Source organism: Sphingomonas sp. GW821-FHT10F11 (genome assembly GCF_058809095.1).
Window position 1 is genome coordinate 177610 of record NZ_JBXASH010000004.1, and the last position, 12673, is coordinate 190282.

General features: G+C 64.1%; 11 protein-coding genes. 6 read left to right on the forward strand and 5 right to left on the reverse strand.

Annotated features, from left to right (window positions below):
• Positions 1-23: 23 nt before the first annotated feature.
• The gene (locus AC1RT8_RS14110) at positions 24-1352 is read right to left on the reverse strand and encodes an MFS transporter (protein WP_493076292.1); all 1329 of its coding nucleotides are present in this window, start codon (positions 1350-1352) and stop codon (positions 24-26) included.
• Positions 1353-1629: 277 nt separating this feature from the next.
• Here AC1RT8_RS14110 and AC1RT8_RS14115 point away from each other — a divergent pair, with 277 nt between their 5' ends.
• The 4 genes from AC1RT8_RS14115 to AC1RT8_RS14130 all read left to right on the forward strand — a co-directional run bounded on the left by AC1RT8_RS14115 (position 1630) and on the right by AC1RT8_RS14130 (position 6719).
• Entirely contained in the window at positions 1630-3996 is a 2367-nt protein-coding gene (locus AC1RT8_RS14115; RefSeq protein WP_493076293.1) for a TonB-dependent receptor, read from the forward strand.
• 101 nt (positions 3997-4097) lie between these two features.
• Complete coding sequence (locus AC1RT8_RS14120; protein ID WP_493076294.1) at positions 4098-4442, forward strand: c-type cytochrome; 345 nt, start codon at positions 4098-4100, stop codon at positions 4440-4442.
• Between the two features lie 230 nt (positions 4443-4672).
• A complete protein-coding gene (locus AC1RT8_RS14125) occupies positions 4673-6391 on the forward strand; it encodes a thiamine pyrophosphate-binding protein (protein WP_493076527.1) in 1719 nt (572 codons plus the stop codon).
• Positions 6392-6404: 13 nt separating this feature from the next.
• Positions 6405-6719: a c-type cytochrome gene (locus AC1RT8_RS14130; protein WP_493076528.1), complete on the forward strand. Its 315-nt coding sequence runs from the start codon at positions 6405-6407 to the stop codon at positions 6717-6719.
• 83 nt (positions 6720-6802) lie between these two features.
• Here AC1RT8_RS14130 and AC1RT8_RS14135 read toward each other — a convergent pair whose 3' ends face one another.
• Positions 6803-7453, reverse strand: a complete 651-nt coding sequence (locus AC1RT8_RS14135) for a queuosine precursor transporter (protein ID WP_493076295.1) — start codon at positions 7451-7453, stop codon at positions 6803-6805.
• A 129-nt stretch (positions 7454-7582) separates the two neighbouring features.
• Between AC1RT8_RS14135 and AC1RT8_RS14140 the strand changes: the two genes are divergently transcribed.
• Complete coding sequence (locus AC1RT8_RS14140) at positions 7583-8839, forward strand: NupC/NupG family nucleoside CNT transporter (RefSeq protein ID WP_493076296.1); 1257 nt, start codon at positions 7583-7585, stop codon at positions 8837-8839.
• On the opposite strand, the gene AC1RT8_RS14145 is transcribed toward AC1RT8_RS14140, so the two are convergent.
• Positions 8832-9440, reverse strand: a complete 609-nt coding sequence (locus AC1RT8_RS14145; RefSeq protein ID WP_493076297.1) for a DedA family protein — start codon at positions 9438-9440, stop codon at positions 8832-8834. The two genes, AC1RT8_RS14140 and AC1RT8_RS14145, sit on opposite strands and share 8 nt — an antisense overlap.
• Positions 9441-9485: 45 nt before the next feature.
• Positions 9486-9926 carry a winged helix-turn-helix transcriptional regulator gene (locus tag AC1RT8_RS14150; RefSeq protein ID WP_493076298.1) on the reverse strand — a complete coding sequence of 147 codons (441 nt, stop codon included), beginning with the start codon at positions 9924-9926 and terminating at the stop codon, positions 9486-9488.
• Positions 9927-10015: 89 nt separating this feature from the next.
• On the opposite strand from AC1RT8_RS14150, the gene AC1RT8_RS14155 reads away from it, so the two are divergent.
• Positions 10016-10834, forward strand: a complete 819-nt coding sequence (locus AC1RT8_RS14155; protein WP_493076299.1) for an SDR family NAD(P)-dependent oxidoreductase — start codon at positions 10016-10018, stop codon at positions 10832-10834.
• A gap of 185 nt (positions 10835-11019) precedes the next feature.
• Here the strand turns inward: AC1RT8_RS14155 and AC1RT8_RS14160 are convergent, their stop codons facing one another.
• Positions 11020-12618 carry a rhamnogalacturonidase gene (locus tag AC1RT8_RS14160; RefSeq protein ID WP_493076300.1) on the reverse strand — a complete coding sequence of 533 codons (1599 nt, stop codon included), beginning with the start codon at positions 12616-12618 and terminating at the stop codon, positions 11020-11022.
• Positions 12619-12673: the final 55 nt, after the last annotated feature.

Below are 12673 nucleotides of genomic sequence, written 5' to 3' on the forward strand. Positions count from 1 at the left end.
TCGGCGCCTGGAATTGTCCGTGTTCAGACGGCCATGATGTCGCGCGATGCCGGGACGGTAAACCTCAGCAGGAGCACGACCCCTCCTGTGAGCGCGAACGCCCCGGCTATCACACCCATGAAAAGTCCGAAACTCGCGCCCTGATCGAGAAGGAAGCCGGCTACGAACGGCCCCACGGCTCCACCGATCCGGCCCACCCCATGTGCGAAGCCGATGCCGGTGGATTTTATCGCGACGGGATAGAGCCTCGCTGTGATCGCCGTCAGCGAAAGCTGCGCTCCGAAAGCGAGCAGCCCCGCGACAAAAGCCAGGGCCAGTATCGCTGCCGAGGAATATAGCGGTGCCGCGATCAGCGCGAGCACTATGCCACCGAGCAGGTAGAACGCCGCTGTCGGCAGATAAGGCGACGCACGATCCGCGAAGCGGGCGAGGACGACACTCCCCACTATACTACCGACGTTCAACGCCGCGATCGAGAGGATAGCGGTCCGCAATGGCCTCCCCGCGTCCGACATGAGCGCAGGCAGGAAATTGACCGTACAGTACAGGCTGAGCACGCTCAGGAACGTCGCAATCCAAAGGAGCGTGGTCACACGTCGAAGGTCGCCGGCGAATATCTGCCTCAGCAACCGCAAGAAGCCGGGCCTGGTCGCAACCGTTCCCGGGTGCTCAGGCGCCGAGAGCCCCTCTGGTTCATTCATCCTGCTCGAGCTGATACGGCGCAGCGCTTTCGCGCGCGCGCTGATCTCAGGCGACTCGGGCAGGAAAAATATCACGACTACCACGAGCGCCGCGGGCAGGATCGCGCCCAGCGTGAAGAATGCTCGCCATCCGAAGACGGGCAGGAAATGCGCGCCGACGATCGAACCGATCATTCCGCCCAGGGGGAAGCCGTTGAAGACGATTGCGAGCGTCATCGATCGCCACTTGGGAGCGGCGAGTTCGGCAACAAGCGCAAGCACGGTCGGAACCGCTCCGCCAAACCCCAATCCCGCCAACAGACGGAAGGCGGCGAGCTGCAGGACGCTGTCGGCACGGGCGCTCAACGCCGATCCGATCGCCATGAGCAGCAGAGAAACAATGATGAGGGGACGGCGCCCGACCCTGTCGCCAAGCAGCCCGAGAAAAAAGGCACCAATCAGTCCGCCGGTCATTCCGAAACCGAAGATCATCCCCAGGGCCCCGCCGCCGCCCGCAAATTCGCGCTTGAGGAATGGACCCGCAAAAGCAACCGACTGCGTGTCAAAGCCGTCGATCAAAACGATCAGGAAGCCCAATCCGGCCGTGACATAGCCGCTCAGAGCACTGGGCCGCGTGTCGTTCGGCGCCTCGGAATAAGGCCGTTTCTGCATGCGCCGATCCTTGAATCGCAATCATAAGAGCCGAGTGGTCGGCCCGCGCAGCGAAGCGATCAAGTCACAAGCCTCTGTTACAGCGCACGTCCCTCTTGCCCGGCAACTCGGATTTCCGAATGTGCGACGGCGTCATCAAGCGGTGACCACGATCGCGATTTGACGCTCCTTTGAAGCTGAAAGCGGAACTCCCCGTGCTGCGACCAGAGTCGCACCGGCCGGCAGTCGCGTTGGGCAGCGGCAAATCGGCTGAAAAAAGAAGATGGGGGAGAGCGAAATGACAAAAAGGCTCATGCAGACCTGTTATCGGGCAGCGACCACGATGGCGCTTGCTGCGCCTTGGCAGGCGATGGCCCAATCAACCGCGGATCAACCATCGGCACCGTCCGGGATCGCCGCAAACCATGCCGCCCCCAGCCAATCGAATGGCATCGATGAAATCATCGTGACGGCGCGCAAGCGGAGCGAGGACGTCCAGGACGTTCCGCTCTCGGTTTCGGCAATTGGCGGCGCGGCGCTCGAACGTCGGGGCATCGTCAACGTGCGCGAGCTGGCAACGGTGGTGCCGAGCCTTGCGCTGATCGGCCAGAACACGAACCGGGGTGCGATCCTGCAAATCCGCGGGGTGGGCTCGGGCGGCCTCAACCCCGGAATCGAGCCCGATGTGGGGGTATATTTCGACGGCGTGTACCAGAAGCAGGCGGGAGCGGCCCTCTCGTCCAGCCTGCTGGACCTGGAAACGATCGAGGTTCTCCGCGGGCCTCAGGGCACGCTTTACGGGCGCAATACGCCGGTCGGCGCCGTGATCGTTCGCTCGCGGGCGCCTACGGCTGCGTTTGAAGCGGCGGCCCAGGCCGGCATCGGAAATCTGGGGATCAGATATCTCCAGGGCTATGTCGGCGGTGGCGTCGCTACCAATCTGGCGGCTCGCCTTTCCGTCTATGGCAGCCAATATAGCGGCGGCTCACGGAATCTTGCCACCAACGAGCAAGTGAATGGCACCGATCAATTCGGTGCGCGCCTTCGAGCGCGGTGGACACCCAGCGAAAGCTTCAAGGGCGATATCATCCTTTATTACAATCACGTCCGGGCCAATTGCTGCATTCCGGACAATGTCGACCCGACCGGCCCGCGCGGCATCGCCACGCCGGGCTTTATCGCGGCCACCCAGGCCGTCACCGGCCGTCCCTATGTCAATCTGACCGGCCGGGATCGCATCGTCGATTCGATCGAGAACCCGCTCGAAACCGTCAAGACTTTCGGCGCCTCGGTGACCGGTGAGATAGATCTCGGCGGGACGCTCTCGCTCAACTCAATCACGGCCTATTCGGGCACCCGCATCGTCGCTCCCCGGAACGGCACGCAGGGGCAGCCGATCCAGGCCGTTCGAAACAGCAACAACTACCCGATAGACGATTTCAGCCAGGAATTCAGGCTGAGCAACGATGCCAACAGCACCATCAGCTTCCAGCTTGGCACATATCTGTTCAGCGAGTCGCTGGATTACCGGGAAGAGCGCGTTACGATCACGCCAAATCGCGTCTTCCCGGATGGCACCACGCTACCCAGCGGGATCACCGACAACTTCCACTTCCACCAGAACACTTTCTCGGCATCCGGCTATGGCCAGGCGACGTGGAAGATAACCGACGCGCTGCGTCTGACCGGTGGCGGCCGGTACAGCATGGATCGGAAGCGCGGCAGTGCCGTGAACACAGTCACGCCGGCGACCTATCCGAATTTCAACGCCGCCTTCCCGTCATACAGCGCACCTCGGCTTCGGTTCAGGGAGTCCAAGATAACCTGGCTCGGCAGTCTGCAATATGACGTGGCGCCGACGGTGATGGTGTACGCCACCGCATCGACGGGCTGGAAATCGGGCGGCTTCAACGGCCGCATCGCGTCGGGCACCGTACCGCTGGTCTTTGATGCCGAAAATGCCAGGAATTACGAACTCGGCCTGAAATCGACGTTTCTCGACCGAAGGTTGCTGGTGAATCTGTCGCTGTACAAGCTTGAAGTGAGCGGATTCCAGGACTCGACCCTGAACCCCGTCACCGGTAGCGGCTTCATCGTCGGCAATGCGGGCGACATTCATTCAAAGGGTCTCGAGGCCGACATCCAGGCACGGCCGATCCCGCAATTGCTGATCAACCTCACGGGCGCATATCTTTCGTCGGAATACCGAAATTATTCGGCGGCGCCCTGTTACACGGGAGCCGTTCCGAATGGAACCCGACCCGGCACGTGCAATCTCAACGGACGGACACCTGCCTTCAGCCCCAAATTCCGTGGATCGATCGGTGGAGAATTCACACAGCCCGTCACGAGCGATGTGAATTTCTTCCTGCGCGGCGATGTCGGATACACCACGTCGCAATATACCTATGCGTTGCTTGACCCGGTCTCGCTGCAAAAGCGATTTGCGATCGTCAACGCGCGCCTGGGCTTTGAAGAGCATGATGGCCGGTGGCGAGCCTCGTTCTTTGCGAAGAACCTGACGAACACCTTCTATTATACCAGTCAGACACCCGTTTCGAACGGCGGCTTTCTGAGTGCTGGCGGCCGCACGGGCGTCACGTCGAACATCAGCTTCGGCAACGAGCCGAGAACCTATGGGCTGGAGCTCAGCTACAAATTGTAAATGCGTGTGACCGCCCTTTGAGGAACTCGTCTATGCTTGACTGCCCAAGACCATTGGCATGGCTTTCGGGAATGGGCCTGATTGGTGTCGTCACCGCTACCATGGTGACCGCCGCCCCTCCCTCAAGCCAAGCGGCGCGAGGGGAGGAAAGCTATCGCGTCCGCTGTGCCGATTGTCACGGCGCGCAGCTGCAGGGCGGTGTTGCTCCGGCGCTGCGGCCCCTCAAGCTCACCTCCTCGAAAAAACCCGGCAAGCCGACAACGGCGACCGACCTCGCGAACTGGATCCGGCTGAACATGCCGGTCGCCGATCCCGGATCGCTCACCAATGCGCAGAGCCTCGACATGGTGGCGTTCCTCCTTTCCGAAAATGGACAATGGCCTGTGGGAGAAACGCTTTCGCCAGCCAATGGCGCGGCGATCGTGGTGAAGGAAGGTGCGCGCTGATGGGCTCGAAAAGGAGCGAAACCAGCCCGCGGGAAACCCTGCCGGGACGGCGGCAGATCCTCAAGACGGCGTTGACCGGGAGCGTCCTCGCCGCGTTTGCGCCCGAGGCACCACTTCTCGCCCAGCAGACGGCACCGCCACCCATGGTCCCGCCGATACCCGGCTCGCGCGAATTCATTCCGCCCGAGGAGCGCCCCGATCTCTTCGTCACGGATCCCGGATCGGACGTGATGGTCGATGTCATCAAATCGCTCGGCATCAAATACATCGCCGCGAACCCCGGATCTTCGTTCCGCGGCCTGCACGAATCGATCGTCAACTATGGCAGGAACGAAGCGCCCGAGCTTCTGACCTGCCTTCATGAGGAGACGTCGGTCGCCATGGCGACCGGCTTTGCGCGCGCGACCGGCAAGCCGATGGCCGTCATGGTGCATGCGACCGTCGGTCTGCAGCATGCCGCGATGCCGATCTACAACGCCTTTGTCGACTGCATGCCGGTGATGATGTTCGCGGGCGCTTCCCTGGACGCGGCGTCACGCCGGCCCAATCTGGAGTGGCTCCATTCCGCGCAGGACAATGCCGTGACGGTGCGGGACTTCACCAAATGGGACGATCAGCCCATTTCGATGCAGCATTTCGCGGAATCGACCGTGCGCGGATACAAGATCGCAACCGATGTTCCGATGGGCCCCGTCCTCATCATGGTCGACGAGGATCTGCAGGAAAACAAGTTCAAGCCCGAAGGGCGGTTCGCCATTCCCCCGCTTGCCACCGCATCGCTCCCGGTTGGCGCCGCCAAGGCTGTCGAGACGCTGGCCGAGGCCCTGGTCCAGGCAGAAAACCCCGTCATCCTGGCGCATCGCTATGCGCGAACGGATGCCGGAATGCCGCTTTTGGTGGAACTCGCGGAGTTGCTGCAGGCGCCCGTGGCGGACTCGGCCGAGCGCAACAACTTTCCTTCCGATCACCCGTTCAATCACAGCCAGCGGCTGCGCGCTCTAGTCGCCAAGGCCGACGTGATACTTGCGCTCGAACCCATAGACCTGTGGGGCGCGGTCAACCGTCTTAGCGACCAGCAAGGCAGCCCGTGGAAGCCCGCGACGCAACCGGGCGTGCACATCTATTCCATCGGCACCGGCACTACCGCCATCAAGGCGAACTACCAGAATTTTCAGCGCTATGTCGGTGTGACGCTCGCGGTGGAAGGCGATGCGGAGGCTACGCTTCCCTCGCTGATCGACGCCATAAGGCGGCGGATCACCCCGGGACGCAAGGCAGCGATGACCGAGCGCGGCGAGGGGCTGAAGTCTACCTTCGAAGCGTTGCGCGAGCGCAGTCGCGTCGAAGCGCGTTTCGGATGGGATGCCCAGCCTGTCAGCACGGCACGGTTGTGCGGTGAAATCTGGAACGCCATCAAGGACGAGGATTGGGTATTGGCCAGCCACGCCAATTCCGTTTCCGGCTGGCCGCACCGACTGTGGGACATCAACAAGCCGCATCACTATACGGGCTCACTTGGTGCGGCCGGCGTCGGATCGGGGATCGGCATCGCCACGGGCGTGGCACTCGGGCACCGGGGTTCCGGCCGGCTCGTCGTCAACATCCAGGGCGACGGAGATTTGCTGTACGCCCCGGGGGCGCTCTGGACCGCGGCGCACCACAAGATCCCCTTGTTGACGATCGTGCACAATAATCGGGCTTATCACCAGGAGGTGATGCACGTTCAGCGCATGGCGGATCGGCGGGAACGCGGCATCGACCGGGCCGGCATCGGCACGCTGATCGACGATCCCGCGGTGAACTTCGCCAAGTTGGCCCAGGCAATGGGCGTATGGTCCATGGGGCCGATCGACTCGCCCGGCAAACTGGCGGGCGCGCTACGACGCGCGATCGAGGTCGTGAAGGGCGGCGCGCCGGCACTGATCGACGTTCTGACCCAGCCACGATGAGGATTTGGTGAGGATGGCAAAGCAATTTCCCGGGTATCTCATTCTCGTTCTGCCTGCGAGTGCCGCCCTGCTGCCTTCTGCCGGCGTCGCACTTCCGGCGCGCTCGCAGGGTCAGGTGATTTTCGAGGCAACCGGATGCGCAGCCTGCCACGGCTATGTCGGCCAAGGGGGCAATTCCGGGGCCCGCCTGGCCGGCAAGACCTATAGCGACGAGGCGTTCCGGCGTCAGCTTCGTCATCCCGCTGAAGAGATGCCGCCCTATTCGCCCAAGGTGATCGACGCCGAGAAGCTGGAAGCGCTCCGGCTTTATGTCAATTCCCTCAAATAGGGCCAGGCCCCATCGTCATCCGGGCAGCCATGGGATCCGCCCATATCCTGGCCCCCACACTCGATGGGTGAATCCGGTAGCCGCTACGCGAGAGGGGTTTGGCGCGCATCCAGCCTACGCCCCAGCCACACGAAGAAGGTGATCAGGAACGGCACCAGCACGATCGACAGCACGATTTTGGCGAGCATCTGGCCGCCCATCAGCCCGAGGATCGGGCGCTCTCCGTAGAAGGAGATCGAGATGAACAGCACGGTGTCGACCACCTGGCTGACGATGCTGGCGATCATGCCGCGCAGCCAGAGCAGCTTGCCGGTGTCGCGCCTGAGCTTCGAGAAGATGAAGATGTTGAGCGTCTGCGACGTGCCGTAGGAGATCAGCCCGGCGATCATCATCCGCGCGCTCTGCCCGACGACGATCGGGAAGGCATCGACCGCTGGCGGATACATGCCCGGGTCGGTCGGCAATGCCAGCACGAGCTGGATCAGCAAGGCCGAGACGATCAGCGGCACGAAGCCGAAACGGACCAGCATGTCGCCCGCCTTGCGGCCGTGAAGTTCGGTCACCGCGCTGCCCATCACCACCAGCAGCAGGAAGCCGAAGATCCCCGCTTCGACCGCGAGCGGCCCGAGCGCGACCTGCTTCACCCCGAGCACACCCGCGATGCAGACCATGCCGCCATAGAAGATCGAATAGACGAAGAGCGAGCGCGGGATCGCGGGGGCGGTCTGGTTCATCGCCATGACGCTACCGCCTTTTACGCGCACGTCAAACCGCCACTAGCCCAATCGCTTCCGCCCTGTATGGTGCATCCCCGCATGCCTATCGGGCAGTGTTACCAGTTTTGGCAGGGCGGGGCGCCACTTATGAACCATTTCCTCATCGGCATCGCGGGCATCGCGGTCATCCTCGGCATCGCCTTTGTGCTGTCGAGCAACCGCCGCGCGATCCGCCTGCGCGTGGTCGGCGCGGCGTTCCTGCTCCAGGCCGGCATCGCCATCCTGGTGCTCAAGGTGCCGGCGGGCGTGCGCACGCTGGAATTCATGTCGACCGGCGTCGCCAATCTGCTCGGCTATGCCAATGCCGGCACCAGCTTCCTGTTCGGCAGCCTCGCCGCCGATCCGCTCGGCAAGAATTTCGCGATCCAGGCGCTGCCCGTGATCATCTTCTTCGCCGCCCTCGTCTCGATCCTTTATTATCTCGGCATCATGCAGCTCGTCGTGCGCTGGATCGGCGGCGCGATCGAATGGGTGATCGGCGTGTCCAAGGTCGAATCGCTCTGCGCGGCAGCGAACATCTTCGTCGGCCAGAGCGAATCCCCTTTGGTCATCCGCCCCTATCTCGCCGCCCTGACCCCGGCCCAGCTGTTCACCGTGATGACCAGCGGCATGGCCGGCGTCGCCGGCACCATCCTCGCCGCCTATGCCTCGATGGGCATCCGCATCGAATATCTGCTCGCGGCGAGCTTCATGGCGGCGCCCGGCGGCATCCTGATGGCCAAGATCATGATGCCCGATGTGAAGGAGGCGCCGTTCGACCAGCTTCCGCTCGGCGATGATCCCGAGGCCGAGGTGATCCATATCGCCGAGGCGAGCCATGACGAGGAAAAGCCCGCCAACATCATCATGGCGGCGGCGCAGGGCGCCCAGACCGGCGTGAAGCTGGCCGTCGCCGTCGGCGCGATGGTGCTGGCGTTCGTCGCGCTGGTCGCGCTGGCCAACGGCATCCTTGGCGGGATCGGCGCCTGGTTCGGTTATCCGACGCTGAGCTTCCAGGGGCTGCTCGGCTATGTCTTCGCGCCGGTGATGTATCTGCTCAACGTGCCATGGGACGAGGCGCAGATCGCCGGCGGCCTGTTCGGGCAGAAGATCGTGCTCAACGAATTCGTCGCCTATATCTCGCTCGGCGCGCAGCAGGGTTTGAGCCCGCGCACGATCGCGGTGATCACCTTCGCCTTGTGCGGCTTCGCCAATTTCTCGTCGATCGCGATCCAGATGGCGGTGACGGGCAGCCTCGCCCCCAACCAGCGCCCGATGATCGCCAAGCTCGGCGTCCGCGCGCTGATCGCGGGCAGCCTGGCGAACCTGATGAGCGCAGCGCTGGCGGGGATGCTGATCAGCTGACCTGCCGCGCCGCGCCGGCGGTGCGTTCGCACCGGTCGGCATAGCGGTGGTGCGACCAGCGCACGACCTGGGCGATGGCGATCAGCGCGACGAGCACGACCGCGGCGATCGGGACGAGACGGTCGGCCGACAGCACGCCGCCGAACAACCGCTCGATGCCGCCGCCGAACCCATAGCCGATGCCGGTGAACAGGGCCGCCCAGATCGCGGCGGCAAGCGCGTTGAGTGCCAGGAAGGTGCGCGTGCGGATATGCGACGTGCCGATCGCGATCGGGCTGACGGTGCGCAGGCCGTAGAGGAAGCGGAAGCCCATCACGAACAGCACGGGATGCCGCTCCAAGGTGACCAGCGCCCTGGCGAAGCCGGGCTTCGCGGCCATGCGCCGGACGCGCGGATGATCGCGGAAATAGCGACCCGAGGCGAAGAACAGCTGGTCGGCGACGAACGAGCCCGATGCCGCCGCGAGCCACACCGCCCATAAGGGCAGCAGATGCCGGTGCGCCAGCACGCCGCCGGCAATGACGCAGGTTTCGCCCTCGATCCCGGCGCCGAGGAAGATCGCGGCCAGGCCATAATCGGCGATAAGGGAGTCGATCGTCATCCCGCCGATTGATGGCGGATCGTGTCGGGCCTGACCAGCCCGCCGTCAGGCCCCGGGCTGCACGACGCGAAGGTCGAGATCGGACAATGGCGTGCCAGTCGCCCGATCGACCACGACCGCGTCGACCGACGCCCCGCTGCCATTATCGACCAGATACGAGACCGGGGCATCGCCGAAATGCCGGGCGCCCCAGGCACCGAAGGCGAACAGCACCGGCAGGAAATCGCGACCCGCATCGGTCAACAGATATTCGTCGCGCGGCGGGTGCTCGCTGTAGCGGCGGCGTTCGAGCAGGCCGCCCTCGACCAGCGCGGTCAGCCGGCGCGTCAGGATATTGGGCGCAATGCCCAGATTCTTCTGGAACTGGTCGAAACGAGTCGCACCACCGCCCGCGTCACGCAGGATCAGCATGCTCCACGCATCACCGACATGGCAGAGGCCCCGCGCGATTGGGCAGGGCCCGTTGGAATATTTTTCAGCGTCCATTGCACAATGATAGTCAAGTTCCTATCATTGTGCAAGTCACTCGGCGGCGCATCTTCTCGCGCATGCCGGGTCGAGCAAGGAGACACATCATGACGACTTCGACTCCGGGCACTGCCCTCATCACCGGCGCATCGACTGGGCTCGGCGCCGTCTATGCCGACCGCCTCGCCCGCCGTGGCTATGACCTGATCCTCGTGGCCCGCGATGCCGGACGCATGGAGGCGCTCGCCGCGAAGCTCGGCGCCGAAACCGGCCGCACGATCGATGTGCTGCCTGCCGACCTGACCGACCGCGCCGATGTGGCGAAGGTCGAAGATCGCCTCGCGTCGGATGCCACGATCACCCTGCTGGTCAACAATGCCGGCATGTCGCTCAATGGCGGCCTGCTCGACAGCGAGGTCGCCCAGGTCGAGAAGCTGATCGCGCTCAACATCACCGCGCCGACCCTGCTCGCCGCCGCCGCGGGCAAGGCATTCGCCGCGCGCAAGAGTGGCGGGATCATCAACATCGCCTCGGTGCTGGCGCTGCTCCCGGAGATGTTCGACGGCGTCTATAGCGGCTCCAAGGCCTATGTGCTGAACCTCAGCAAGTCGCTGGCCAGGCAGCTCGAGCCGCAGGGCGTGCGGGTGCAGGCCGTGCTGCCCGGCGCGACGCGTACCGAGATCTGGGCGCGGTCGGGCAAGGATGTCGACAGCTTCCCGGCCGATTGGGTGATGGAAGCTGACCATCTGGTCGACGCCGCGCTGCTCGGGTTCGACAAGGGCGAGACGATCACCATTCCGCCGCTTGCCGATGAGGGCCAGTGGGAGGCTTATGAGGCCGCGCGTCTGGCGATGGACGGGAAACTGTCCAGCCGCGAGGTTGCGCCGCGTTATCGTGAGGCGATCAAGGAAGTGGTTGCCGCCTGATCCTACTTCAGCCCCTCCTCTTCGGGGGAGGGGTTTGGGGGTGGGCGCGCGTCTGCGCGCTTACAGAGACTCGTCTCTCCCAGTTCGAAGCGTCGTGCAGGGGATCGACCCCTGCCCGCCGCTGCCCCACCCCTTGCCCCTCCCCTGAAGGGGAGGGGTTGAGTTTGGGAAGAGCGTCTCGCTTCTCAGAATCGATCGGATACCAGCCCGTCGACCACCCGGTCCTTCAGCCAGCGGCTGCCGAAGCTGCGGAAGTTCGTCACCCGGTCGAGCACGAAGCTCTCGCCCCTGGGTACGCGCAGGCGGAAGAAATCCGCCTCCGTCACATCGTTGAGATAGAAGGCCGCGCGCGGATCGGCCTTCTCCACCGCGATCTCGACATTGCTCATCTCGATATTGCGCACGTCGCGGATAAAGAATCCGGTCGCGGGCACATCGCCGAACATATTGGGCTCGGGATAGGCCAGCTCGTTGAGCGGCGGGCGGAGTATCGCCATCGTGGCCGGCGCGCCGCCGATCTGGTGGAGGAAGACGTCGCTGATCTTCACATCCTCGATCGGATGGCCGGGAATGCCCGCCAGGATCGAGGGCAGCCAGCCGGCCCCCGAGCTGACGATATTGGTGATCAGCACGCGCTTCAATGTGCCGATCGGCGTGCCCTTCGGCCCGCGCATGCGCCGGCCCAGCCGCATGAAGATCGGCGAGCTGAAGCTGCCGCGCATCGTGACGTTGGTGACCGTCACATCCTCGAAATTCGCCCCGTCGACCGTCTCCAGCGCAAGGCCCTGGCTGTCGTCGAACACGCAATTGCTGATCGTGATCTTCTTGAAGCCGCCATTCGATTCCGTGCCGAACTTGATCCGGCCGTGCACCGTATTGGCGAAAGACGCGGGCATCTTCTTCCAGGTGCCGTCGATCACCGATCCGATCACGTAATTGCCGGTGACCAGGCAATTGGCGATCATCAGATCCTCGGTGTCGCGCGGATAGCCGAGCGCGAAGCTGCTCTTGGGGCAGATCGCATCGTCCCAGGGCGAATTGATCGTGCAATTGGTGATGCGCACGCCGCGGCAACAATCGATATCGAAGCCGTCGCGGTTGGTGTCGACCAGCAGATTGTCGATCGTCAGATTGTCGACGGCGGTCGCGAGCAATGCGAACCAGCCGCCTTCGAGCACCTGGAAATCGCGCAGCAGCACGTTGCGGCACAGCTTCAGCGCGATCGCCTTGTTGCCGGTGCCCGGGCCGTTCGGGTCGCTGAGATACTTGTCCTTGCCGTCGCCGCGACCGAGGCCCTTGCCCCAGATCAGGCCCGATCCGACGATCGCGATATCGTGCAGCCCTTCGCCCCAGATCAGGCTGTTGCGCCAATGGCCATGGCCGAAATCCTGGTACGCGCCGTGATCGCCGATCGGCTCGGCATGGTCGTAGCCGCCGCTGCCCGTTATCGGCGCGGGCGCCGCGAGGATCGTCGCGCCCTGATCGAGATGGAGCGTGATCCGGCTCTTGAGGCGGATGGTGTAACTGGCATAGGTGCCGGCCGGGAAAAACACCGTGCCGCCGCCCCGCGCCGCGGCAAAATCGATCGCCTTGTTGATCGCGATCGAATCGATCGTCGTGCCGTCGCCCTTCGCGCCGAACCGGCGGACATCGACCCAGCCTGCCGTGCCGGCGATCGGGAGAGGCCCGCCCTGTCGTTCGGCGGCCAGCGCCGGGCTGGCGCCCGCCGCCGCGGTCAGAGCGGCCGATCCGCCCAGGATCATCGAACGGCGATCGAGCGTCATTGAGCCTCCCTGCAATCGAAAAGGGGAAGCGACGGCCCCGCCTCTTCCCCGATCC